This window comes from Marinoscillum sp., assembly GCF_040222955.1.
Lineage (GTDB): Bacteria > Bacteroidota > Bacteroidia > Cytophagales > Cyclobacteriaceae > Marinoscillum.
In genome coordinates this window covers 20,555-45,605 of sequence record NZ_JAVKCA010000009.1, presented here as the reverse complement: position 1 = coordinate 45,605, position 25,051 = coordinate 20,555, and the positions used below count along the sequence as shown (strand labels likewise).

Genomic DNA, 25,051 nt, shown 5'->3' with positions numbered 1-25,051 from the left:
CTCTGATCATTATGAGTGTAATCATCGTGTTAATCGGATTCAGCATCACAGTAGCCATAGGGTTCTTGCTCGCTTTCATTTGGGCTTCCGGGAGCGGTCAGTATGATGATGACTACACTCCTTCTGTCAGGATACTTTTTGATGACGAACCAAATCAAACTCTCTATGTCAACAACGACTCTCGCAAACCCGCCCGAAGAAAAGGGAACGGTAAATAATGGCCTGGATACGTTTTACTATGACAACTCAATCGTAAGGTTGTTCCTTATTGCTACCACAGTTTTTGGAGTGGTGGGCATGAGCGTTGGGTTGCTGGCAGCGTGTCAGTTTTTCTGGCCTGAGCTCAATTTCGGAATACAGTACACCACTTTCGGGCGGATCAGACCACTTCATACCAATGCAGTGATTTTTGCATTTGTGGGCAATGGTATTTTTATGGGTGTCTATTACTCCCTGCAGCGACTGTGCAAAGCCCGGATGTTCAGTGACCTGCTGAGCAGAATTCACTTCTGGGGGTGGCAGTTGATCATACTCGCGGCGGCCATCACCTTGCCTTTGGGGTACACTTCGGGCAAAGAATATGCCGAGCTGGAATGGCCAATAGACATTGCCATAGCCATCATTTGGGTGGTTTTTGGGATCAATATGTTTGGTACCATTCTCAAAAGAAGGGAGCGCCATTTGTATGTGGCCATTTGGTTTTTCATCGCCACGTTCGTCACAGTGGCCATGCTCCACATCGTTAATTCGTTTGAGTTGCCTATCAGCTTTATGAAAAGCTACTCATGGTATGCAGGTGTACAGGATGCCTTGGTTCAATGGTGGTATGGGCACAATGCAGTGGCCTTTTTTCTGACCACTCCATACCTGGGATTGATGTATTACTTTATCCCGAAGGCAGCCAATCGCCCGGTCTATTCATACCGCTTGTCGATTATCCACTTTTGGGCGCTGATATTCATTTACATCTGGGCTGGCCCCCATCACCTGTTGTACAATTCACTCCCAAACTGGGCCCAGTCGCTGGGTACGGTTTTTTCCATCATGCTGATTGCGCCATCGTGGGGAGGTATGCTGAATGGACTGCTGACACTGCGTGGCGCCTGGGACAGAGTACGTGAAGACCCTATTCTGAAATTTATGGTGGTGGCGGTCACCTGCTACGGTATGGCCACTTTTGAGGGGCCGATGCTTTCCCTGAAGAACTTCAATGCCATCGCGCACTTCACGGATTGGATCGTGGCACACGTCCATGTAGGTGGGCTTGGCTGGAATGGCTTCATGACTTTTGCCATGCTTTATTACCTCATTCCCAAATTGTACGGCACAGAGTTGTTTTCCAAAAAACTGGCCAATGTACACTTTTGGATAGGTACCATGGGCATTATCTTCTATACCCTTCCCATGTACTGGGCTGGCTTTGTGCAAAGCCTGATGTGGAAGCAGTTTGCTCCTGAAGGTACGTTGGTCTATAGCAACTTCCTGGAGACGGTGACTCAGATCATGCCTATGTACATGCTGCGGGCCTTTGGTGGAGCCTTGTATCTGACAGGTGTTTTTGTGATGGTTTATAACCTGATAAAAACCGCGCAGGCGGGTACTTTTATCAGTGAGACAAAAGCAGAGGCGGCCCCACTCACAAAAAATTATCGCCCTGCGAAATCCGAACATTGGCATAGGAGAATTTTTGAATGGAGGCCTGTTACCCTGCTGGTTTGGAGTTTGGTGGCAGTGGCAATCGGGGGAATTATCGAGATAGTACCTACATTTTTGGTGCAATCCAATGTGCCCACCATCACCAGTGTGAAACCCTATACCGCATTGGAACTCAATGGCAGGGACATATATGTAAGGGAAGGCTGTTACACCTGTCACTCGCAGATGGTGAGACCTTTCCGGTCTGAAACCGAGCGGTATGGCGAATATGCAAAAGCGGGTGAATTTGTCTATGACCACCCATTTCAGTGGGGTTCTAAGCGCACAGGACCTGATCTGCTGCGGGTAGGTGGTAAGTATCCCAATAGCTGGCATTACTACCATATGCTGGATCCCGTGAGCATGTCTCCAGGGTCTATCATGCCTCCTTACCCATGGCTTTTTGAACAAACCTGGGAAAAAGAGCTCCTCCCCAAAAAGATCAGTGCGATGCAGACGCTGGGAGTACCCTATGCTGAAGGCTTTCAGGATGAAGCGGTGGCAGATGCTGAGTTGCAGGCCCAGTATATATCAGATGACCTGGCAGCCCAGGGAGTCAGAGTAGTTCCCGACAAAGAAATAGTGGCATTGATTGCTTACTTGCAACGTGTGGGTACAGATATCAAGAAAATTGATGAAACCAAAAACGACCAGTAATCATGCTAAAATTTGTAAAACATCACATGGAAACGATCGTGGGAATTGAAATCTTCCCGCTGATCTCACTGATTATTTTCTTCGTGTTTTTCGTGGGACTCTTCATTTATGTCCTTAGGTCAAACAGGAAGCAAATAGACGAAATCTCCAGAATACCACTGAATATAAACGATGAAAGCGATGAACTACTCTAAACCCACGTTGATACTCCTCGCCTTGCTGGGTGGGCCTATGATGGCGCATGCACAAGAGACTGCTTCGGATTTTTATACACAGTACCAGGTAGAAATTGTGCTGACAGTTGGGGTACTGGTTGTTGTTGTGGCGCTTTTGGCACTTTTCACCTCATTGTATGCTTTGTCGGCGATCATGGGAGTAAAGAACCAATCCGCCCCGATTGTAGAAGCCGAGGGATTCTGGAGTCGTCTTTGGCACAAACTCAACAATGCCGTACCTCTGGAAGAAGAGGCTACGGTGATGACTGACCACTCCTATGATGGCATCAGGGAGTTGGACAACAAACTACCTCCGTGGTGGCTGTATGGTTTTTATCTCACTATTATTATCTCTGTTGCCTATATCCTACACTTTCATGTGCTGGGAACCGGCGCTCTGCAGGACGAGGAATACCATGCGGAAATGGAGGCTGCCAATGCAGAGGTGGAAATGTACCTGGCATCTCTGGATAATCTCATAGATGAATCTTCCGTGACCTTGCTGGTAGACCCGGAAGATATCGCTACAGGTAAGAGCCTCTTTGTATCCAAATGTGCCGCATGCCACGGACAGGCGGGTGAAGGCGGCGTAGGGCCTAACCTTGCGGATCAGTACTGGATCCATGGGGGTGATATGAAGGCCATCTTTAAAACCATCAAATATGGCGTGCCAGAAAAGGGGATGATTTCGTGGCAGGCCCAGCTGAGTCCGAAGGAACTTCAGCAGATTTCCAGCTTTGTGTATATCATGGAGGGGACAGATCCACCCAATGCCAAAGAACCTCAGGGTGAGCTTTTTGAGCGGGAGGGAAATATCCCTCAGGATACTGTGGCCACTGTAGGCAGCTGATATGAAACCTGAAATCGCTGATTTATATAAAGAACAGGAAGAAGAGGCCTCCTATCGGGACCACATTTCCACCGTGGATGAATCAGGCAAGCGGGTGTGGGTCTATCCCAAAAAGCCAAAGGGGAAGTTTACCAATTACCGCATGCTGGTCAGTATTCTGTTGCTGCTGTTTCTGCTGGCGGGTCCCTTTATCAGCATTAATGGAGAGCCATTTTTACTGATGAACATACTGGAGCGAAAATTTGTCATTTTCGGGCAGGTTTTCTGGCCACAGGATTTTCATCTGGCAGTGATCGGCATGATTACCACGGTAGTTTTTATCATTTTGTTCACTATCGTGTTTGGACGCATTTTTTGTGGTTGGCTGTGTCCGCAGACCATCTTTATGGAATGGGTCTTCCGGCGGCTGGAGTATTGGATAGAGGGTGACTATATGAAGCAAAAGAAGCTGGATCGGCAGGACTGGGATACTGAGAAGGTTTTTAAAAAAGCGAGTAAACACCTCATTTTTCTGGTGATCAGTGGGGTGATCATGCATACCTTCATGGCCTATCTGATCGGTGTAGACCAGACCTGGCACCTCATCCAAAGTGGCCCGACTGAAAAGCCTGTGGCCTTTGTGGTGATGGTGGCCCTCACAGGAATGTTTTATGGGGTTTTCAGTCGATTGCGGGAGCAGGTGTGTACTACCATCTGTCCCTATGGCAGGTTGCAGGGGGTACTACTGGATCGAAAGAGTATTGTAGTGGCTTATGACTATCAGCGTGGCGAGGCCAGAGGCAAATACAGAAAAGGCGAAGACCGATCGGTAGAGAACAAGGGAGACTGCATTGACTGTAAACAATGTGTTTATGTGTGCCCCACAGGCATTGACATCAGAAATGGCACTCAGCTGGAGTGTGTGAATTGCACGGCATGTATGGATGCCTGTGACTCCATTATGGATGCTATCGGAAAACCAAAGGGATTGGTGCGGTATGATTCTGAGGATCATATTGAGACGAAAACACCATTTGTATTTACCGGGAGAATGAAAGCTTACACCCTGGCGTTGCTGGCGCTGGCAGGGGTGTTGGTGACATTGTTGATCGTCCGTTCGGATCTTGAGACTACTATCTTTCGTACGCCGGGCATGATGTATCAGGAGCGACCTGATGGCACTATTTCTAATTTGTATCAGCTTAAAATACTCAACAAATCCAACAACACCTATCCAGTGGAATTTGAGCTGATGGAGCCTGCGGGAAGTATAGAAATGGTGGGTGAGGAGATGGTGCTGAAGAAGCAGGGCATAGAAGCCGGGGCGTTTTTTATCATTATCAATCCTGCGGAGTTGGATGGGCTGAGTACTTCCGTCAAGGTGGGTGTTTTTTCTGAAGGGAAATTGTTAGAAACTGTAAAGACAAGGTTTTTGGGGCCTTCATAAACTCGTTAAATAGAAAAGCTATGAATTGGAATTGGGGAAAAAGTATTGTGGTAGCGTTTGTGCTATTTTGTGGATTTATCAGCTCCATTGTGGTCGCTGCATTTCAGCAGGATTTTGATCTCGTGTCGGATACTTATTATCAGGACGAACTGGTCTATCAGGAGCGGATTCAGGAACACAGCAACCTTGCACAAAGTGGAGTGAAGGTTTCCATCACTCAAGAGGATAATCGGGTTATTTTCAGCTTTCCTCAGGAGTTTTCAGGAGCTAATGGAGAGATTCACTTTTATCATCCATCCAGATCTATTTTTGATCGAAGCTTCAATATCTCGCTCGATGAGGCGAGGAAGCAAAGCATATTTGGAGAGGAATTAACCAAGGGGAGGTACAAGGTGAAGCTCTCATGGACAAGTAATGGGGTAGATTATTTTCAGGAAGAAGAAATATTCATCAGATGATCTCGGCATTTGTGATCGGACTGTTTGGGAGCGTCCACTGTGTGGCCATGTGTGGCCCCTTGATGCTCACTTTTACCGGAACAAATGGGAAAAGTGCATTTGCCTCTTTTGGCTTGTATCATCTGGGCAGGTTGCTTTTCTATGGGTTCATTGGAGCAATTTTTGGGTTATTGAGCCTTTCCGTTCGGTTTTTTCAGATGCAGCAGTATCTGTCTATCCTGTTAGGTGTCGGGATTCTTGTTGTTTATCTTTTTCCAAAAGTGAGGAGCCGGATAGAGGGATGGTACTACCATTCCAGATTTTACCAATTTCTGAAAAGTAGCCTTACCCGCTATTTCAGCACCCGCGTGCGTTGGTTTGCCGCCGGAATACTCAATGGAGCCTTACCCTGTGGGTTGGTTTATCTGGCCGCTGCGGGGGCCCTCCTGTCTGGTGGGGTGACCAGCTCGTTCTTTTACATGATCCTCTTCGGATTGGGCACGTTGCCCTTGCTGGCTACTTTTCGCTATATATCTCACTACCTGCCGCACTTGCCCCGCCGGATAGGTAACCTGGCCACTCCCGTTGGGCTACTTGCCGGGATTCTGCTGATCTCCCGGGGGGTTCTTTCCGTGGCCCCGGATGTCAATCAACTGATCAAAGCTCAAATCATGCAGGTGATGACCGCCTGCGGGATATGATTGGCAAAAGTCCGGCTCGGCCACAGGCATAGGGGGGTACAGCCTGATCGATTGGTTTCACGTTCAAAAGTGATTGTTGGTCAAGTAGATTTCGATTGTATATATTGAGTCCGAATCCTGTTTATACCCCTTTGCCATGAAAACGACTTACCTCCTGATCATTCTTTTTTTGGCAGCGGCTTGCCAGCAACGCAATGAATCAGCAATGAATTCGCCCATGAAATATGATGAGAAATTCAGACCTCAGTACCATTTCACACCACCCTCTCAATGGATGAACGATCCCAATGGGATGGTTTTTTATGAAGGAGAATATCACCTCTTTTATCAGCACTATCCGGATAGCAACGTGTGGGGCCCGATGCACTGGGGACATGCCGTTTCCGAGGATATGATCCATTGGGAGCACTTGCCCATCGCATTGTATCCGGATGCTTTAGGATATATTTTTAGCGGGAGCGCAGTGATCGATTGGAAAAACACGAGTGGACTCGGATCTACTGATAATCCACCAATGGTAGCCATCTATACTTATCATGACCCGGTTGGCGCAGAGGCTGGCAGAAATGATTATCAAACGCAGGGTATTGCTTTTAGCCTGGACAAAGGTCGTAGCTGGACCAAGTACGAAGGCAATCCTGTGCTGGCCAATCCGGGGATCATTGATTTTCGTGATCCAAAGGTGAGCTGGGACGAATCAAACGAAAGGTGGGTTATGATTTTAGCTGTGCTGGATCATGTCAATATTTACACTTCACCGGATCTCATTAATTGGACACTTCAAAGTGAGTTTGGTCACACCACAGGCGGGCATGGTGGCGTTTGGGAATGCCCGGATCTTTTTCCCCTCACAGACCAGAATGGAGAGGTGAAATGGGTGATGCTGTTGAGTATCAATCCGGGAGGCCCACAGGGTGGTTCTGCCACACAGTACTTTGTGGGAGATTTTAATGGTTCAGTTTTCACCCCTGTGGATTCTGTGACCCGCTGGATCGACTATGGTGCCGATAACTATGCCGGCGTTACGTGGGCCGACATCCCCGAAGTAGATGGAAGGCGTTTGTTTCTGGGCTGGATGAGCAACTGGCAGTACGCCAATGTGGTGCCCACCTATGAGTGGCGAAGCGCTATGACAGTCCCCAGAGCATTGTCTTTGAGCAAAACCGAAGGCGGATACAGGTTACAGTCCAGGCCCGTACCTGAGCTTGAGACACTGATGGGAGAAGCCATCGTTTCACATAATTCCACCATGGATTTATCCACGGAATCCTATCTCGTGGAAATTACCGGTATTCACGATCGGAGCCTGGAAATCACCTTTTCCAATGAACAAGATGAACGGCTGGTGGTGAAAATTGCGGCTGATCGACTGATGATAGACCGTACGAAAAGTGGAGATACATCATTTAGTGAAGATTTTGCTGCCATTCATGAGGCTCCTTTGATGGGAGCAAGTGTAACAGATATTCAAATCTATATGGATCGATCTTCGGTTGAGGTTTTTGTTAACTATGGGGAAATAGTGATGACGGATCTGGTATTTCCAACCACTCCCTACACTAAAGTATCCGTAAGTTCGAAAGGAGTGGGCCTGAGCCTTACACCGATGGCTTCTATCTGGAAGAGCAAATAAAATACAGGCTCTACCCGATTGCTTTTGATTCCTTTTTCCAATGTTATCATCAGCAAACTCATCCTTGGTTGGTTATACCTATCTGTCCAGCCGCAGATTTGAAGATAGAGACCTGCATTTCATGGTCATCAATTTCACGTATTATAAAGGGCGGCTGCCTACGGGCAGCCACCGAATTTTACTTTTTGATCAGCTTAATGATCTGCGTTTTTTCACCCTGTACCATGCGGACAAAGTAGAGACCCGCCTTTACAGAACGGCTATCCCATTCAAATGTGTGAGTTCCTTTTTGCAGCGAGCCTTGATGCAGGGTGGCCACTTGCTGGCCCACCTGATTGTAGATCACCAAACTGGTTTCCTGCTCTTGATTGAGCGTGACTGTGAGTGTGACCAGATCCAAAAATGGATTGGGAGCACTGATAAAGATTTCCTCCGGTACCTCAGGAATCTCTGTTGGATTTGGAGCAGCCCAGCGTGCAGCTGGCAGTGCATCCAGGTAGGCTCTGTAGTTATTGGAAAACTCATAGCCATAGTTAATGTCCCAGTTGATGGACCAGGTCATCATGCCTCTGAACCCGGAATAGCCGTTTCCATTGATGAGGGTATAGTTTCCGCCATACGAGATGCCTTTAATCAGGTAATCGAGTGCAGTTTTTACCGTGTTTGGATTGGTATATCCACCCCCGGCTGCCGAAGGGGAGGCGGGTAGCCCGATGGCCACCTGATCTTCCCGAAAAGCTGGGAATGCTGTGGGATTACCTGCCACCGAGAATCCACGCAAGAGCATTTCTCCCATCGCTACCTGAAAGTCAGCCGTTCCCTGCGAGTAACATTGGTTATCCAGCCCAAGCATGCAACCCGTGTTGTAATGCTGTACATGGATTAAAGCCATTCGATCTTTCAGGGCATATAGCACGGGCAAATAGGCACCATAGATTCCTCCATAGGTGCTGTAGCCACCCTGGACGTAGGCCGTTTCAGGTGCCGCAGTGAGTACAAAGTCAGCGCTGAAATTGGCCAGGACAGCCTCCATCCCATCGATGAAGTACACCACACGCGGGGAGGAAGGAAAGCGAAAATCGGTGTCTCCGGCTCCCAGAGAGAGTGAGCTGCCTTCCAGGTCAATATCCAGGCCATCAAAGCCATATTCATTGATAATGTTGGTCATGGTACTGCTGAAGTTCTGGGCGTGGGCAGCGTTTTCCAGATGGATCGTGCCATTAGCACCACCAATGGAGATCAACACTTTTTTACCCTGACTTTGGAGGAGGGCCACATCGTTTTTGAACTCCTGAGTGGTGGCGTAGATAGAGTTGTCAGGGACGAAGCTCATGGATGAACCCCCTTGTACTGTGGGCTCAGCAAAGGCGATATTGATTACATCCCATTTATCGGAGATGTCTCGCAGTTTGACCACTCCTGATCCATTGTCAAAATTGTGCCAGTAGCCCACCAGCACCCTGTCCGGCAAGTCACCATTGGGGTTTCCCCCGGACGTAACACTGATATATACCTGTGTAGACGTGGTGCTGGCGCCTTCATTGTCAGAGGCTTTGGCTGTCAGGGTGTAGCTGCCGGCTGCAACGTTCGTCCAGGAGTAGGTGTAGGGGCTGTTGGTGTCCTCACCCAGGTAATTTCCGTTTTGAAAAAACTCCACCTTGGATACCGATCCGTCCGCATCTGAAGCCGAAGCAGTCATATTGATGGTACTACCAGGAGTGAATGTACTTCCATTGGAGGGAGAAGTGATACTTACCGCTGGTGCATCATTGCCTCCGGTGCCTCCGCCACATTCACCCAGCAGGTTCCAGGCATCCTGCCAGTTGGTGCCAGTACCAGGGGCATAGGCCTGAGCACCACCGTTGCACCACCCAGAGTATGGCCATTCCTTGCACTGATAGACGTTGCCCACATTTTGAACCTCACTGCCTGCATTGTAGCCACCACCTTCGGTGTATGGAGGGATTCCATTACAATCGCCTCCGGTACCGCCCTCCACAGTGACAGAAACACTGCCGGGCGTGGTGGTAGCTCCCAGGTTATCGGTGATAACGATGCTGAGTGTGTAATTCCCCTGCGAAACACTGCTCCAGGTGTAGCTGTACGGACTGGAGGTGTCTTCACCCAAGTAATTTCCATTCTGGAAAAATTCAACTTTGGTAACCGAACCATCCGCATCTGAGGCGGAGGCCGAGATGGCTATGTTACTTCCCTGTGTGAAAGTGGCACCATTGGAGGGTGCGGTGATGCTACCTGAAGGAGGATTATTGCCTGCACTTTGCACGGTAATACTTACGGCCGATGAGGTGGTTGAAGCATTGTTATTGTCTGTAGCTACGACGGTGAGGCTGTAATTTCCGGCTGATACACCGGACCATGAGTAGCTGTAAGGACTGCTGGTGTCTTCACCCAGCAGGTTGCCATTTTGATAGAAAGCGACTTTACTCACAGTTCCATCCTGGTCGCTGGCGGAGGCATTGATGGCGATCGTAGCACCGGCAGTGAAGCTGGCACCGTTGGATGGGCTCGTGATAGAAGCAGTTGGAGGCGTATTTCCTCCTGACCCACAGGTGCCCAGGTTGATCCAGACATCCCACTGACCAGAGTGTGTAGCCGGGTCTTCATTTTGGGTCCACCATTTGGCTTCATAGCCATTATTATTATGCTGAACCTGATCCCCCTGCGTATAAACTGAGGAAGAAGACCATGCCGGTAAACCGGAGCAGTTGACCTGGGCTTGCACAGATTGGATAAGGAATAGCAACGCAATCAGAATAAACGCTTTCCAGAGACATCTGAGGAAAATTGGTTTTGGTTGGTAAAGGGTATTCATAGAGGTTTGGTTTGGTTGGAATGATTAAAAAAAAGCGGCCACAGCGGAAAGTTGGTTGGTTGGACTAAATGGTAATGAGACTTTCGCTGCAGCCACTTCGAGAAACAAATTGTTATTGCTTGATCATCTTACGAATAATCAGTTGATCACCAATGTTCAAATGACAGAAGTAGATACCTGCTGGCAAATGAAGGGTATTGATGGCGTGGTGATGGTTGCCTTTTCCAAGAATACCCAGAGATTGCTCATGCATCAGCTGACCAGCTGTGTTGTAAACAACCACTTTGACAGGGGAAGATTCATGCACCTCCATGTCCAGTGTAAATGACTCGGTAAATGGATTGGGATATGCAAGGACTTGTCGACTGGTTTGTGATACATTCAAGTCAGCTATTCTGGCACCTGATCCACAGGCGCCCTGGTTTTCCCATACGTCCCATTGCCCGGAATGGGTGGAGGGATCTTCATTTTGAGTCCACCACTTGGCCCGGTAAAGCGTTCCATTGTGCGATACCTGATCATCAGCTACGTACACAGCAGACGACTGCCAGGCAGGAGCGCTGCAGGTGGATGATGAAGCCGTAATGGTAATTTGTTGAGAACTTGTATTGCTGTCGTTATCCGTGGCAGTTACCGTGAGCGTGTAGGATCCACTGGATGCCGGTGTCCAGCTTGCAGTATACACACTTCCGGATCCGGAAGCCGTGAGGTTTTGCCCTCCGGCATTGAAAACCACACTGGTGATACTACCATCATCGGTCGCATTGGCTGTGAGTGTAATGGCCGAACCTGTTGGTACAGTACTTCCATTGGTTGGATTGGTGAAACTAACGTTTGGGTTGCTTCCGTTTGGGTCACAATTATCGGGTGCCGCCTGGTAGATGGCATTCAACAGTGAAAGCGAGACATTGTTGGTAATGTCCTGGGACAATTCCCATATCATGATTCCAGAGGCCTGGCTTTCGGCCAATGCCGTTTTTTGCTGGATCGTCGTGATTCCGTTATAGTAGTCTCCGTTATAAGTATCCGCATATGGATCCGCACCCTCACTGACCAGCGTAGCATAGGATTTCCAGGAAGGTCTCGCATAGAAGGGAACCCCCAGAACGGCTTTGGAAGCGGGCAAACCCCGCCCCAACCAATAGTTGAGTGTGGAGACGGCATAGCTGTAGGGTGAATGGGTAGATCCACTTCCACCATCATAGGCCATGAGGTTCAGGAAGTCTACGTACTGGAAGACACCGGATAAAATACCATCCGCATAGTAGCCCTGAGCGGCTACTGCTGCAGTGAGCAGCTTACCATTCGAATGCATGGTCTGACTGAGTACCTGCATCATGGCCTCATAGTCCTGCGGAGTATTGCCTTCCCGGGGGTATTCCCAGTCGATATCCACACCATCAAGACCATACTGATTACACAGGTTGAGCAGGTTGGTTGCAAAGTTGTTTCTACCCGTAGGAGTGGATGCCATTCCTTCAAAGTCTGCGTTGTTGAAATCTGACCATCCGCCTACGGCGATCAGGACTTTCACTCCCTGTGCGTGCGCCTGGGAAACTATCGATTGTAATTTGGAGGGTTGCTCCACCGCAGTAAGTCCCCCACTGGTGGTAGGTCGGATAAATGCATAGATGATATGACTTACTTTGTCGTATTGGATGTCATTGGCAGATCCGCTCCAGGAAGGCATATAGCCTACAATTTTAAAATCAGACGAACAACCACCCACGGTGTTGACGGCAATACTTACCGTGGAAGAAGTCCCTGTAGCACCATCATTGTCGGTGGCCACGGCGCTCAGGCTATGGCTACCCACAGCGGCGGAAGTCCAGGTGTAGCTGTAGGGGGCAGAGGTGTCTTCGCCTAATTTGGTAGCACCGGCAAAGAACTCTACTTTGGTCACAGAGCCATCATCTGAAGCACTGGCGCTGATGGTGATGGAACTCCCTTCATCAAAGCTGGCTCCATTGGCTGGGGCGGTGATGCTCGCTGTTGGAGGATTGTTTCCCTGAGTCTCTACAGTGATCGATATAGCTGAGGACGTGGTGGTGGCGCTTTCATTGTCTGTAGCTACTACCGTGAGGCTATAACTGCCGGCTGAAACATTGGTCCAGTTGAAGCTGTATGGAGCACTCGTGTCCTCACCCAGTAGATTCCCATTTTGGAAAAATTGCACTTTGGATACACTACCATCAGCGTCTGCTGCATTTGCTGAGATGGTAATGTCAGCTCCCGTAGTGAAAGAAGCGTTGTTGGCCGGGCTGCTAATGCTGGCAGTGGGAGGGGTATTGCTTCCGCCTGTGCCACACTCATCCACATAGGTCCACGCATCCTGCCAGTAGGAGCCCGAACCAGGTTCATAGGCCCAGGCAGCGCCATTACACCAGCCGGAGTAAGGGTATTCCTTGCACTGATAAATGCTTCCATCGTTCTGCACCTGACTTCCTGCAGAATAACCACCATTTTCCACATACTGAGGCGTGTTATTACAGTCACCACCACCCCCGGAGGTTTCCACTGTGACGCTTATGGAAGCATCAGTAGTGGCGTTCTCATTGTCATAGGCTCGTGCCAGCAGGGTATAACTACCGGCTGCTCCAGCGATCCAGTCATAGCCATAGGGAGCCGAGGTATCTTCACCCAATAGTGAGCCATTGGCATAAAAAGCTACTTTACTAATACTGCCATCAGGATCAGAAGCGCTCGCTGCAATACTCACTGTTGCTCCTTCGCTATGAGTAGATCCGGATGTGGGGTTGGTGATGGATACCGTAGGTGATTGATTAGACACTGTACCAACGGTGATGTTAATGCCTGAGGAAAAAGCGGTGGCGCCTTCATTGTCTGTGGCTTTTGATTGTAAGGTGTAGCTCCCCTGAGCGACATTGTTCCAGGTGAAGGAATATGGTGCACTATTGTCTGAGCCCAGTAGGGTGCCACCTGCGTAAAACTCAACCTGAGAGATGCTGCCATCCGCATCGCTGGCAGAAGCCGATATGGTGAGATTGTCTCCCACATTGTAGGAGGCGCCATTGGCCGGGGAAGTAATGGAGGTCGTAGGGTTCGTGTTACCTCCAGTTCCTCCGGCTGCAAATTGCTGGTTGACAGTATTGATCAGTGGTGCACTCACGCTTGACCATCTTTTCAACTTGGTACCAAAGTTGGTGGCCGTTCCTCCAAACTCCAGATCGCCATATACGGTCCATACAATGGCTCCCGCGAGGTTGCGATCCACTATGTAGTCGGCTTTCAGCCCTATGGATTCTTCATCGTCATAACTAAGGAAATAATTGTCTTTCACCAGGTAGGGCACTTTCGCCTGGTCATCCCAATGGCGTGTCCAGCCACTACCCGCTCCGAGTGCCTGTTGCTTGATGTAGTAATGATTAGGGGTGCCGTCATAGACATCCTTTGGCCAGTTGGTAAAGTCGGCACTGGTGGAGATAGGTCCGTCGGGCTGCACGGTTTCTTGTCTCTTCAGTGTGGGTGCGTTCAGGTCAGCTGCACCGTCGGTCACTACTCCCCGTCCATAAAAAGGCACTCCGAAATTGAGTTTGGTGGAAGAAACCCCGTAAGACATCAGTGCGTCATAGGTCGATTGCCAGTTGAAGGTAGGCGATTCTGCTCCATCGTAGGAGTATATGGGTGCGTTATGACCAGCGATGTTTGAAAATCCACCATTGAAGTCATAGGTCATCATATTGAAATAATCCATCGTACTGGAAAGGGCGGGCCAGTTGAATCCTGCCAGCTTCACAGGGTCAGCAGAAAAGGCTGCCGTGATCAGCTTGTCCGGGCCGATGGCCGTTCTGATTTCCTGAACGAGGGTCAGAAAGTTGCCGTAATCCGCCTGCGTACCTGTAAAGTTCATGCCTGAGTAAGGGCCGGGATACTCCCAGTCCAGATCTATCCCGTCAAAGCCTGTATTGATCAGTTTTTGGCAATCGGCGATAAATCGTGCTCTTTTGACGGGATCCGCAGCCATTTCCGGGAAATGCTTGCACATGCTCCACCCTCCAATGGAAGCCAGTACCTTGACGCCATTTTGATGCGCCAACTCCAGCAGTCCCGGAGCACCATCCTCCTTGTGAAGTGGGACGGGCAACGATCCGCTGAGCCCCCAGGTGGGATGCGACCAGGAGTTGCCACCCACAGTCACATCAAATCCCTGAGCAGCAGCCCTGTCGGCAGCTTCCTGGTTGATATACTGGATGGGATCGATCTCGCCAAAAATGATGTGCATGTCCCAGCTGCTGTAGATATCAGTGAAGAAAATATCTCCCGGTGCCTGCACGGCTCCTGGCTGGTAGATGTTCTTATTGCGGAGATCGCCACTGTGCAGCGACCCATTCTGCGCTACCCCAAAGAAGGAATAGTTGAGAATGGTGTACTTGTTATAATCAATATTCAGGTGCGTGAGGGCTCCCTGTGCCGGTAGTCCGGCATTGGTGGCCTTCCAGGCATCCCAATTGGTGATGTAGCCCACGATTTGCTTGGTATGATCGGCCGTTGTAGCCGTTCCACCCGAATTCACCTGGGCCTGAGTTAAGAAACCAATGGATATAGAAAATCCTAGTAAGAAGACTTTCCAGACTCCTTTTATTGTAGCATAGAGATTGTACATAGTAGCTTTTGCTTTTTTGTTGTTAAACAAGGTATTAGCTACACGTTATCGCGATAAATGAGCCAGTCGGAGGAAAAAGGAATAGTAATATATGATTACGGAGACTGGGATAAAAAAAAATTAGCTGAACGACAATACTTAGGCGCTAAGTGGATGCATGTGATATAGGAGTGCTGATTTGTGTTGAGGGATTTGGTATGAACCCTCACGGGAAGTTGTGGTATTTTTTATCTTACTCTATCTTAACATCAAGAGGATGGAAAAGGACTTTAAACGAGCGATATCTATCACCGGTACCATCCGGTTTGAAGACCTGAAAATAACTCCCAGAGCGGAATATGCTGCAGGAGTACCGGCTGTGGCCGTTGCGCTGAAGCATGCCAAAATGGAGATGGGTCTTTTTCGGGGGCTGAAGACTCTGGCTCATATGAATCAGAAAGACGGATTTGACTGCCCGGGATGTGCCTGGCCAGATCCAGACAATCGATCCCGGCTGGGTGAGTACTGTGAGAACGGCGCCAAAGCCCTGGCCGAGGAGGCTACGTTGAAGCGTGTGGACGCTGATTTTTTTCAGCGCTATTCTGTGGAGGAGCTTTCGCGACTTACAGACTATGAGATCGGGAAGAGTGGACGACTTACACAGCCATTTGTATTGGATTCGGGATCAGTGCATTACCGCCCCATCAGCTGGCAGGAAGCGTTTGATCGCATTGGAGATCACCTGCACCAGCTGGAGTCCCCGGATGAAGCTTTGTTTTATACCTCAGGTCGGTCCAGCAACGAGGCGGCTTTTCTTTACGGACTTTTTGCACGTGCCTTTGGGACCAACAATATGCCTGACTGCTCCAATATGTGCCATGAGTCTAGCGGTGTAGCACTCACGGAGACCCTGGGAATAGGAAAAGGATCCGTGACCTTAGAGGATTTTGGAAAGGCCGAAGTGGTCATGGTCATTGGTCAAAACCCGGGCACCAATCACCCGCGGATGCTTTCTGCCTTGCAGCAATGCAAGGAAAATGGAGGGAAGATTATTACCGCTAACCCCATTCCGGAGGCGGGACTTGTACGCTTTAAAAACCCACAGGAGGTGAAAGGAGTCCTGGGTGGCGGCACCATGCTTACCGATGTTTTTCTACAAGTGAAAATCAACCAGGATGTGGCACTGCTCAAGCTGATCATGAAGCGATTACTGGCCATGCACCGATCCGGTCGTTCGGTTTTTGATCAGGAATTCATTCAGGAGCAAACCAGTGGATTTGAGGCGCTTATTCAGGATTTGGACAGCCATAGTGAATCAACCTTGCTGACTGCTTGTGGAGTACCCAATGAGCAGATAGATGAGGCGGTGGAATTACTGGCCTCACGCCAAAGAATCATTATCTGCTGGGCGATGGGGCTTACGCAGCATAAGAATGGTGTGGACAATATCCGCGAGTGTGTGAACCTCCTGCTGTTAAAAGGCAGCATTGGCAAGGAGGGAGCAGGAACGTGCCCGGTGCGTGGCCATAGCAATGTGCAGGGCGATCGCACGGTAGGGATTGTGCACCATGTTTCCCCGTCTTTCAATCAGGCCCTCAGAGACACTTTTGGTTTCGAGCCACCTGAAAAGCCGGGCTATGATACAGTGCATGGTATACAGGCCATGCATGAAGGAAAAGTAAAAGTCTTCATGGCTTTGGGCGGCAACTTTGTATCTGCAGCTTCAGACACGGCCTATACCTCTGCGGCCTTGCAGCAATGTGACCTTACCGTGTCCATCAGCACCAAACTCAATCGTACGCATCTGATTACCGGTAAAACTGCACTTATTTTGCCCACACTGGGTCGCTCTGAACAGGATGTGAGAGAAGGAACTTCCCGGTATGTAACTGTAGAGAATAGCATGGGGAAGGTACACCGGTCGCAAGGGCGGCTGACCCCAGCCAGCGAACAACTGAGGAGCGAAGTGGATATTGTATGCGGAATAGCGAAGGCTTTTTTTGGTGACAAAGGGAGTATTCCCTGGGCGGAATTTTCGACCAATTATGACCTGATTAGGGAAAAGATCGCAGAAGTGGTGGCTGGATTTGAAGGCTACAGCAAACGATCCGAAGGAGGAGGGTTCTACTTACCCAACAATGCCAGAGCAGGAGATTTTTCGAAATTACCAGGAGGAAAGGCTCAGTTCAGTATTAACCGACTACCTCATCACCAAATGGGTGCAGATGATTTTGTGTTAATGACCATCCGTTCTCATGATCAGTTTAATACCACCATTTACGGTTTGGATGATCGCTACAGAGGGGTTTTCAATGCGCGAAGGGTAGTGTTTATGAATGATCGGGATATGGCTAAGCTGAACCTTCAGCAGGAAGATGTGGTGGATCTGGTGAGCCGATACGATGGGGTGGAGCGGCGAGCATGCCAGTTTAAGGTCATTGCTTATGATATCCCCGAGGGGAATCTCGCCACTTACTTCCCCGAAACAAATATTTTAGTGCCGATCAATCACTTTGCCGATAGGAGCCACACTCCCATTAGCAAGTCTATAGTCGTGAAGGTGGTGAAGCAGCCGGATAAATAGGTTGCTCACTGTTATGCAGCAAGCATATGGTTTTTAATACTTATACTTAGGGGATAAATGAAAACTGTAACAAATGACATTCCCGACAGTCTTCCGGTAAACCCCTCTTAAGATGCGCATTGAAAACCTCCAGGATCAAAGGAAAGTGGTATTGTCCACTTTATGGATATTTGTCACGTTAAACTAGCTCTACTGCGATGTAATAACCCCTTATGTCTGCGGAGATGCTCAGTGCATTGCTGACGGGTGAAGTTGCCGGGATCCAAATGAACGAGGTGACTTTGTTGGGGGTATCCATGCTGATGGAAATTTCAATAGTGATGGTGTTACTCTCGAGGGTGCTAAATCGCAGGGCTAACCGTTGGGCCAATATCATTGCGGGGTCCATTAAAACCATTGTGATGATTGGGACCCTCCTGATGGGAGCCAGCTATCACTATGTGTTTTTCGCGACCATCGAGATTGCTACCAGCTTATTTATCGTTTGGTATGCATGGCGATGGGTAGATTCAGAGGCCACTGAAGTGGCTTCCTGACCATCGGTGTTTAAGTCTGCATTTCCGACAGCAGTAGCTCCACATCCTGCTTGTGCAGCATTCCCAGGTCAGCGCGCATGCAGTTGGCTGCCCCGCAGGCCGCTCCCAGATTGGCGATGGACTGAGGAGAAAGCTTTTGTAGTACACCACTAACAATCCCTGCGAGCAGGCAATCTCCGGCGCCTATGGTGCTGACGACTTTTTCAATTTTCGCCAGTGCATGATGCGCCTCATTTTCACTAAGAAGATAAAGACCCCTGGAGCCATCGGTGATAGCCGCCAGTTCGCAGTACTCCAGGATTTGCTTTTTAGCAGTTTCAAAATCTACCTGAAAGTACTCCGTCACCTCTTTACGATTCAGGTGGATGCCGTAAGGATGTGCTTCCAGGGCATTTTTCAATTGTATACCAGTGCAATCCAAAAAGCTTCTAATATTGGATTTTTTCCCGAGATCGATTACCTGCTGATAGCCATTTTCGGGGCTTCCTTTTGGCCAGGAACCACAGAGTGCCATTACGGAGGTGTTAGGGAGTGCCAGATTGATGGCATGAATCAGTGATTCAAAATCAGCGCTGGAAATAGAAGGACCCGGCCCCAGGATTTCCGTATCATCAAAGTCACCTTCTGATTTGAAGGTGTAACAGCTTCTTGACCATTCTGAAATTTCCGGTCCAATGAATTCAATATTGGGATAGTATTGTTTGCAGGTTTTTTTAATCCAGGTGCCGGCTTCACCGCCCCAAAACCCGGCAATGGTCACAGGAAAACCCAATTCGGCAAGGGCCATGCCCACGTGCAGGCCTTTTCCACCCGGGTACCGTGTTTCTTGCTGTATCCGGTTGGGCACCCCTTGTGTAAATCCCTCCACCCACGCAAAAATGTCAATGGCAGGATTGGGGCAAAGAACAAGCACGCGTTTTTCTGTCTTTCCCATCATTAGCTAAGTCTGCTCCAGAATCGTTTCAGGACCATAACAGAGACAATGGTCACCCCCATCAGGATGATTGCATTCAGGTATCTACCATAAATGAATAACCCTGTTCCCATCAGGAAGGAATAAATCCCGATGGTACCGGCGATCATGCAGAGTATCCCAATGGGTACCTTCCAGGGGCCGGAGGGCTCAGTGAGCTGCAGACCATCGGCCTTGGCTTTGTTGATGATTTTTGTCCACCCGGGTCCCCCGGGACTGACCTTATTGATAAAGCTGATCATCACCTCCATGCTGGTAGGCTGTGAGGTATAGGCCACGATGATCCATCCCACTGTGGTGATGCCCACCCCAATGACCAGCTCCATCCATGATGCCAGCGGTTCAAAGCCCAGCATCTTGTGAAACACCCCGAAATAGATGGCGACCAGAAAGCTGATGATCATAGCGGCCATTTCACTGGCCGCGTTAATGCGCCACCAAAACCAGCGCAGAATAAAGATCAGACCTGTGCCAGCCCCTATTTGAAGGAGGATTTGAAAGGCACCCAGTGCATTGTCCAGCAGCAGGGCAAATATCATGGTGAGCACCATTAGCAACACGGTGATAATCCTGCCTACATTGAGCATCTCTTTCTGAGTGGCATCAGGTTTGGCAAAACGCTTGTAAAAATCATTGACGATGTAAGAAGCACCCCAGTTGAGGTGGGTAGAGATGGTAGACATATAGGCCGCAATGAGCGATGTGACCACCAGCCCGAGGAGTCCTGATGGGATAAATGTGAGCATAGCCGGGTACCCCATGTCATGATTGATGATGCTTCCGGCGTTTGGAAAGGCTGTACGGAAACTTTCCAAATCCGGGAAAACCACCAGCGAGCAAAGGGCGACAATGATCCATGGCCATGGACGCAGGGCATAATGTGCCGCATTGAAGAATAAAACGGCCTTAATGGAGTGATCTTCATTCTTTGCCGCAAACATCCGCTGTGCGATGTATCCACCACCGCCAGGTTCCGCGCCAGGATACCAGACACTCCACCACTGTACCAGGAGTGGGATCAGTAAAATGGTAATGAAGATTTCGGGATTCGAAAAAGACGGAAACAGATCCAGTTTGTCGATCACGTTTTCATGCTTCAGCAGATTGGAAAGGCCACCCACTTTGGGATGCTGCAAGGACACCACCGCCGCGATGATAGCGCCCCCAATAGAGAGAAAGAACTGGACAAAATCGGTGATCAGTACACCTTTGAGCCCTCCAAGAGAACTGTAAATAACTGTAACTGTCCCGGCGATCACCACCGTTTGTAGGGGGCTAAGACCGAGGAGGACACCTCCTATCTTAATGGCAGCCAGGGAAACGGTGGCCATGATCATGACATTAAAGAGTAGGCCCAGATAGATGGCCCGAAATCCACGAAGAAACCGGGCGATTTTCCCACTGTACCTTAATTCGTAGAATTCCACGTCCGTGACCACCCCTGATTTTTTCCAAAGCCTGGCGTAGATAAACACCGTGAGCATCCCGGTGAGCAGAAAGGCCCACCAGGCCCAGTTACCTGACACTCCGTTTTGGCGCACAATGTCCGTGACCAGGTTGGGCGTATCCGTAGAAAAAGTGGTAGCCACCATGGAAACCCCAAGCAGCCACCAGGGCATTTTACCTCCGGCGGTGAAATAATCGGAAGCATCTTTATTGCCCCATTTGGCCGTCCAGATACCAATACCCAGGGAGATGATGAAAAACCCGATCACAAATGACCAGTCCAAAGTGCTTAATGCCATAATTAATAACTTTACGAAAGATAAAATTCGCTTAAATATAGAAATATCATTCTAAAACTTTGTTTTTTGAAAACAAAAAGTTTCATTTACTTATTATTTGAAAATTCACGTGATTATTAAGTAATTGGGTGAATATTTTTTGGAGCTAAGATGTCTATAAAGCATGTGTTACCTGCGCGAAAAGTAAGAGTTATATATAGATGATTAATGAATGAATAAAATGGATAGAAGAAATTTTGTATTAAAAACAGCCGCAGGTGCATCATTGGCGATGATGGCTCCCTCATTTGCGTTTGGTTTGGGCGAGGGTCAGGATAAGATCAGGATCGGATTTATAGGGGTAGGTGCACGTGGTACAGGTCAGCTCGGCCTCACGCTGCAACGAAAAGATATTTTGGTCACTGCTGTTTGTGATATCGACCCTGAACGCCTGGCCAATGCGTCTAAAATGGTGCAGGATGCTGGAATGAAGAAGCCTGCTGCCTTTGGTGCCGGACCTTATGACTATCAGAAATTGCTCGCTCGCGAGGATGTGGATGCAGTGATTATTTCTACTCCATGGTTGTGGCATACGCCCATGGCCATAGATGCGATGGAGGCTAAAAAAGCTGTTGGTTTGGAGGTGGCCGGAGCATTTGATATTCAGGAGTGCTGGGCGCTGGTAGATGCTTATGAGAAGACGGGCACACCTTTTATGATCCTGGAAAACGTGGCCTACCGCAGGGATGTAATGGCGGTACTGAATATGGTACGCCAGGATCTGTTTGGTGAAATCATACACCTGCAGGGTGGTTATCAGCATGATTTGCGTCATGTGAAGTTCAATAACGGGCAGCAGCTTTATGGCGGTGGTGTAGAATTTGGGGAGAAGGGATATAGCGAGGCTCGGTGGAGAACCAATCATTCAGTGAACCGAAATGGGGACATATACCCCACACACGGTCTGGGGCCCGTGGCCAATTACATCAACAACAACCGGGGCAACAGGTTTGTCTACCTCACGTCCACCTCGTCAAAGGCCAGAGGGCTGCATGAATACATTGTGGAGCATCCTCAGGGAGGTAAATCACACCCCAACGCCAATGTAGAGTTCAAGCTGGGAGACATAGTGACTACAGTCATTAAATGTGCTCAGGGGGAAACCATTGTCCTGAGTCACGATACTAATTTACCAAGACCGTACTCCCTCGGATTCCGGGTGCAGGGAACTGATGGCATCTGGATGGACCTGAATGATGGTATTTATATAGAAGGTAAGAGTCCTGCCCACGAGTGGGAGAGTGATGCTGCCTATATGAAACAGTACGACCACCCGCTTTGGAAGAAGTATGAGTCAGACTCTGCAGGTGCAGGTCACGGAGGGATGGACTTTTTTGTGATTCATGCCTTTGTGGAAGCCCTCAAGCGCAATGAGCCCATGCCTATGGATGTTTACGACTGTGTTTCCTGGGCGGCAGTTACCTGCATGACGGAGCAGTCCATTGCCAATGGCAGTGCGCCTGTTCAGTTTCCGGACTTTACCCGTGGTAAATGGCTGACCAGAAAGCCCATCTTTGGGTTTGATGATCGGTATTAAGTGTAACAGAATTTATCAAGCCAAAAGCTCAGGTTCATTCAGAAACCTGAGCTTTTTTTATTTACAACGGATGATTACGGGCTTTTTTTTAACTAAAAGAAACGTTATGCATGTATTTATTAGTATAAAGAAAGTAAAAGAAAGTTTAAAATCTTTTAAAAGGTTTATTATCTTAGGACATTCAGTTTTGGTAAGATAAGGAAAGGGAGGAGGGGATATGCTGAACATTCGGGCGATATTCAACCAAATATTTATACTTATGAAAACCATTTTTTTCCAACCAACCTATTCTATTCCAAACTGGAATTCCTTCCGAAATGCTTTCAGGGTGGGTTTCCTGTCCTTCATTCTGTTGCTAGCGTACACTGCGCAAGGTGCCAATGTTTATGTTTCTACCAGCAGCGGGCTGGCCAGTGCCTGCTCGGGAGCTTCTTCGGGTGATGTCATATTGATTGCCGCCGGTACTTACACAGGTCCGTTCGTGCTGAGTGGTAAAACCAATGTCACCCTCAAAAGCTATAACGGCACTGTGAACCTGGAGGGAAGTTCGAGTACTGGCACTAATGGGATTAATATCCTTCACATTACCAATTCAACCAACATCGTCGTGGATGGTCTTGTGTTTCGAAACAATTGGGGAAATACCGGAAACGGTATTATCGTCAATGGGACCGGCAATGAAATTGACATTACCAATTGTGAGTTTTACAACATTGGCTGGACCAACTCGAAAACGACCATGCCTACTTCGGGCGAAAATGCCCATGCCATTGTCATTGTGGGAAGCACCTCTTCTGCGATTGAGAATGTCTTTATAGGAGGCAATAGCGTTCATGACTGCATTACCGGATATAGTGAAAGCATTACCCTGGTGGGCAACGTCCAGAATTTCTTAGTAGAAGGCAATACCCTGGATGGTAATACCAACATTGGGATTGATGCCGCCGGTCACTTTTCATGGACAGGAGCTCCTGCCAGTGTCAACTATGCCAGAAGTGGAATTATCAGGGAAAATGTGGTGAAAAACTACGCCGGCCCTGCAGCGCTGGATGCAGCAGGTGGTATCTACGTAGATGGAGGCAGTTACATTACCATAGAGAACAACATCGTCTTTAATTACAAAGTGGGGTTCTCAGTGGGGTGCGAAGTGGCCGGAAAATCCAGTACAGGGAACATCGTTAGAAATAACCTCGCTTATGACTGCACTTTGTCCGGGTTGTTTTTGGGGTCGAATACGACCAGTACTGTGAGTGGGACTCAGGTTTATAACAATACATTTTACAAATGTGGTACCGGCACTTACGACAATGGTCAGATTGCGCTGCAGAACAATACGAGTAGTGTGATCAAGAATAACATCATGTATCCTACCGACTGGCGATATGCCATCGTGCAAATGGGAGGAACCACAACCACCAGTCATACACTGGCTTATAATCTATACTGGCGTGACAATGCCAACACTTCCAGCTTGTTTTACAACGTGTCTGGTGATGCCAATTCGGTGAAACAAAATCCACTTTTTGTAAATGCCGGGAGTGACAATTATTCAATTTCATCGTCCTCTCCAGCGATAGACGCAGGAGATCCATCCTTTACTGGTTCAGGCCAGGAAGACCTGGCCGGCAATGCCAGAAAGCAGGGGAGTGCTGTTGATATTGGAGCTTACGAGATCGCCGCACCGCTGAACATTACTGTAGATGGTGCAACAAGCGATTGGGCATCTGTGTCCACCATTGCTACCGGCGGCACCAATCTTACCTCGCTCAAAGCAGCCGACAATGCTTCTAATTTTTATGTATTGGCGCAGGGGAGCTTTTCTACTCACTATCAGGTTTTTCTGGATACTGATAACAATACATCTGGCAGCAATGAGTACACCAGTAGTCGCTGGTCCTCCACGGGATTCAATTATATGATTGAAAATGGAACCCTGTATCAGTACACTGGTACCGGTAGTAGCTGGTCCTGGAGTAGCCTTGGGGGGATCACTGCGGTGAAAAATAGTTCAGTGTTGGAATTATCAGTAGCTAAATCCTCCCTCGGAATCTCCGGCTCTGTGGTCAGAGTGGCTGTGGCGTCTCTTAACTCTGGCTATAGCATCGTAGGGTTCATTCCATCGGGTACCAGTGGTGCTGCTTATACCATCGGATCTGCCGGGAGCAGAGTGGCGGAAGAAGTTTCAGTAGCCTTGTCAGACAAGCTTTCAATTTTCCCGAACCCTGCAACAGACTATATCATGATATCGCATGTGCAAGATGAGGAGGGTGGAGTTGTGATTGAGGTGATTGGTATGGATGGGAAAAAACATACTGAGTGGAGTGGATTACTTCCCAAAGGATCCTATGAACATGAATTATCCGTAATGGGGTTGCCAAAAGGAATGGCGCTGGTGAGAGTTACTGCCAATGGTGAAACCATGGTAAAAAAGATCATCATCAGATAAGGAGCGGGACTTTGTGATTATTTGGCCTATCCGTGTCAAATGCACACAAAAGAAAGTAAACGAAAGAAACAGTAATATATTATTGTTTCTTTTGCTTTTATATTAAAATTTAATACTTTCGTTAAGTAACCTAATCTAACC

Annotated in this window: 16 protein-coding genes; 12 read left to right on the top strand and 4 right to left on the bottom strand. The window is 48.6% G+C overall.

Annotated features, from left to right (window positions below):
* The first annotated feature begins 11 nt into the window (after positions 1-11).
* The 8 genes from ccoS to RIH33_RS08000 all read left to right on the top strand — a co-directional run bounded on the left by ccoS (position 12) and on the right by RIH33_RS08000 (position 7,614).
* On the top strand, positions 12-218 hold the full coding sequence (gene ccoS / locus RIH33_RS08035; protein ID WP_406650305.1) for a cbb3-type cytochrome oxidase assembly protein CcoS: 207 nt from the start codon (positions 12-14) through the stop codon (positions 216-218).
* Positions 166-2,352: a cytochrome-c oxidase, cbb3-type subunit I gene (gene ccoN, locus RIH33_RS08030; protein WP_406650303.1), complete on the top strand. Its 2,187-nt coding sequence runs from the start codon at positions 166-168 to the stop codon at positions 2,350-2,352. The genes ccoS and ccoN overlap by 53 nt, the downstream gene beginning before the upstream one ends.
* A gap of 2 nt (positions 2,353-2,354) precedes the next feature.
* On the top strand, positions 2,355-2,546 hold the full coding sequence (locus tag RIH33_RS08025) for a cbb3-type cytochrome c oxidase subunit 3 (protein WP_406650302.1): 192 nt from the start codon (positions 2,355-2,357) through the stop codon (positions 2,544-2,546).
* A complete protein-coding gene (locus RIH33_RS08020; protein WP_406650300.1) occupies positions 2,533-3,417 on the top strand; it encodes a cbb3-type cytochrome c oxidase N-terminal domain-containing protein in 885 nt (294 codons plus the stop codon). Before RIH33_RS08025 ends, RIH33_RS08020 begins: the two co-directional genes overlap by 14 nt.
* A gap of 1 nt (position 3,418) precedes the next feature.
* Complete coding sequence (gene ccoG, locus RIH33_RS08015; protein ID WP_406650299.1) at positions 3,419-4,843, top strand: cytochrome c oxidase accessory protein CcoG; 1,425 nt, start codon at positions 3,419-3,421, stop codon at positions 4,841-4,843.
* Positions 4,844-4,863: 20 nt separating this feature from the next.
* Positions 4,864-5,301, top strand: coding sequence for a FixH family protein (locus RIH33_RS08010; RefSeq protein WP_406650297.1), 438 nt, complete (start codon positions 4,864-4,866; stop codon positions 5,299-5,301).
* Positions 5,298-5,981, top strand: a complete 684-nt coding sequence (locus RIH33_RS08005) for a sulfite exporter TauE/SafE family protein (RefSeq protein ID WP_406650296.1) — start codon at positions 5,298-5,300, stop codon at positions 5,979-5,981. Before RIH33_RS08010 ends, RIH33_RS08005 begins: the two co-directional genes overlap by 4 nt.
* A 136-nt stretch (positions 5,982-6,117) precedes the next feature.
* Positions 6,118-7,614: a glycoside hydrolase family 32 protein gene (locus tag RIH33_RS08000; protein ID WP_406650294.1), complete on the top strand. Its 1,497-nt coding sequence runs from the start codon at positions 6,118-6,120 to the stop codon at positions 7,612-7,614.
* A gap of 178 nt (positions 7,615-7,792) precedes the next feature.
* On the opposite strand, the gene RIH33_RS07995 is transcribed toward RIH33_RS08000, so the two are convergent.
* The gene (locus RIH33_RS07995; protein ID WP_406650292.1) at positions 7,793-10,447 is read right to left on the bottom strand and encodes an Ig-like domain-containing protein; all 2,655 of its coding nucleotides are present in this window, start codon (positions 10,445-10,447) and stop codon (positions 7,793-7,795) included.
* A gap of 112 nt (positions 10,448-10,559) precedes the next feature.
* Positions 10,560-15,071 carry a glycosyl hydrolase family 18 protein gene (locus RIH33_RS07990; protein ID WP_406650291.1) on the bottom strand — a complete coding sequence of 1,504 codons (4,512 nt, stop codon included), beginning with the start codon at positions 15,069-15,071 and terminating at the stop codon, positions 10,560-10,562.
* Between the two features lie 256 nt (positions 15,072-15,327).
* On the opposite strand from RIH33_RS07990, the gene RIH33_RS07985 reads away from it, so the two are divergent.
* Together RIH33_RS07985 and RIH33_RS07980 are read left to right on the top strand one after the other, a co-directional pair.
* Positions 15,328-17,634, top strand: coding sequence for an FdhF/YdeP family oxidoreductase (locus RIH33_RS07985; protein WP_406650289.1), 2,307 nt, complete (start codon positions 15,328-15,330; stop codon positions 17,632-17,634).
* Positions 17,635-17,846: 212 nt separating this feature from the next.
* Entirely contained in the window at positions 17,847-18,170 is a 324-nt protein-coding gene (locus RIH33_RS07980) for a DUF6326 family protein (protein ID WP_406650288.1), read from the top strand.
* Between the two features lie 10 nt (positions 18,171-18,180).
* On the opposite strand, the gene RIH33_RS07975 is transcribed toward RIH33_RS07980, so the two are convergent.
* Both RIH33_RS07975 and RIH33_RS07970 read right to left on the bottom strand, forming a co-directional pair.
* The gene (locus RIH33_RS07975; RefSeq protein ID WP_406658705.1) at positions 18,181-19,107 is read right to left on the bottom strand and encodes a 1-phosphofructokinase family hexose kinase; all 927 of its coding nucleotides are present in this window, start codon (positions 19,105-19,107) and stop codon (positions 18,181-18,183) included.
* Positions 19,107-20,888 (bottom strand): sodium:solute symporter family protein, encoded by a 1,782-nt coding sequence (locus RIH33_RS07970; RefSeq protein ID WP_406650285.1) that lies wholly within the window; start codon positions 20,886-20,888, stop codon positions 19,107-19,109. Before RIH33_RS07970 ends, RIH33_RS07975 begins: the two co-directional genes overlap by 1 nt.
* A 220-nt stretch (positions 20,889-21,108) precedes the next feature.
* On the opposite strand from RIH33_RS07970, the gene RIH33_RS07965 reads away from it, so the two are divergent.
* Together RIH33_RS07965 and RIH33_RS07960 are read left to right on the top strand one after the other, a co-directional pair.
* The gene (locus tag RIH33_RS07965; protein WP_406650283.1) at positions 21,109-22,464 is read left to right on the top strand and encodes a Gfo/Idh/MocA family protein; all 1,356 of its coding nucleotides are present in this window, start codon (positions 21,109-21,111) and stop codon (positions 22,462-22,464) included.
* 259 nt (positions 22,465-22,723) lie between these two features.
* The gene (locus RIH33_RS07960) at positions 22,724-24,910 is read left to right on the top strand and encodes a choice-of-anchor Q domain-containing protein (protein WP_406650282.1); all 2,187 of its coding nucleotides are present in this window, start codon (positions 22,724-22,726) and stop codon (positions 24,908-24,910) included.
* Positions 24,911-25,051 lie beyond the last annotated feature (141 nt).

Excerpts from the sequence above, each read along its gene's own strand:
- ccoG (WP_406650299.1), top strand. The coding sequence starts at position 3,419 with ATGAAACCTGAAATCGCTGATTTATATAAAGAACAGGAAGAAGAGGCC.
- RIH33_RS07975 (WP_406658705.1), bottom strand. The coding sequence starts at position 19,107 with ATGATGGGAAAGACAGAAAAACGCGTGCTTGTTCTTTGCCCCAATCCT.
- RIH33_RS07995 (WP_406650292.1), bottom strand. The coding sequence starts at position 10,447 with ATGAATACCCTTTACCAACCAAAACCAATTTTCCTCAGATGTCTCTGG.
- ccoN (WP_406650303.1), top strand. The coding sequence starts at position 166 with ATGTCAACAACGACTCTCGCAAACCCGCCCGAAGAAAAGGGAACGGTA.
- RIH33_RS08020 (WP_406650300.1), top strand. The coding sequence starts at position 2,533 with ATGAACTACTCTAAACCCACGTTGATACTCCTCGCCTTGCTGGGTGGG.
- RIH33_RS07980 (WP_406650288.1), top strand. The coding sequence starts at position 17,847 with ATGTCTGCGGAGATGCTCAGTGCATTGCTGACGGGTGAAGTTGCCGGG.
- RIH33_RS08000 (WP_406650294.1), top strand. The coding sequence starts at position 6,118 with ATGAAAACGACTTACCTCCTGATCATTCTTTTTTTGGCAGCGGCTTGC.
- RIH33_RS07990 (WP_406650291.1), bottom strand. The coding sequence starts at position 15,071 with ATGTACAATCTCTATGCTACAATAAAAGGAGTCTGGAAAGTCTTCTTA.
- RIH33_RS07985 (WP_406650289.1), top strand. The coding sequence starts at position 15,328 with ATGGAAAAGGACTTTAAACGAGCGATATCTATCACCGGTACCATCCGG.
- RIH33_RS08010 (WP_406650297.1), top strand. The coding sequence starts at position 4,864 with ATGAATTGGAATTGGGGAAAAAGTATTGTGGTAGCGTTTGTGCTATTT.
- RIH33_RS08025 (WP_406650302.1), top strand. The coding sequence starts at position 2,355 with ATGCTAAAATTTGTAAAACATCACATGGAAACGATCGTGGGAATTGAA.
- RIH33_RS08005 (WP_406650296.1), top strand. The coding sequence starts at position 5,298 with ATGATCTCGGCATTTGTGATCGGACTGTTTGGGAGCGTCCACTGTGTG.
- ccoS (WP_406650305.1), top strand. The coding sequence starts at position 12 with ATGAGTGTAATCATCGTGTTAATCGGATTCAGCATCACAGTAGCCATA.
- RIH33_RS07960 (WP_406650282.1), top strand. The coding sequence starts at position 22,724 with ATGAAAACCATTTTTTTCCAACCAACCTATTCTATTCCAAACTGGAAT.
- RIH33_RS07965 (WP_406650283.1), top strand. The coding sequence starts at position 21,109 with ATGGATAGAAGAAATTTTGTATTAAAAACAGCCGCAGGTGCATCATTG.
- RIH33_RS07970 (WP_406650285.1), bottom strand. The coding sequence starts at position 20,888 with ATGGCATTAAGCACTTTGGACTGGTCATTTGTGATCGGGTTTTTCATC.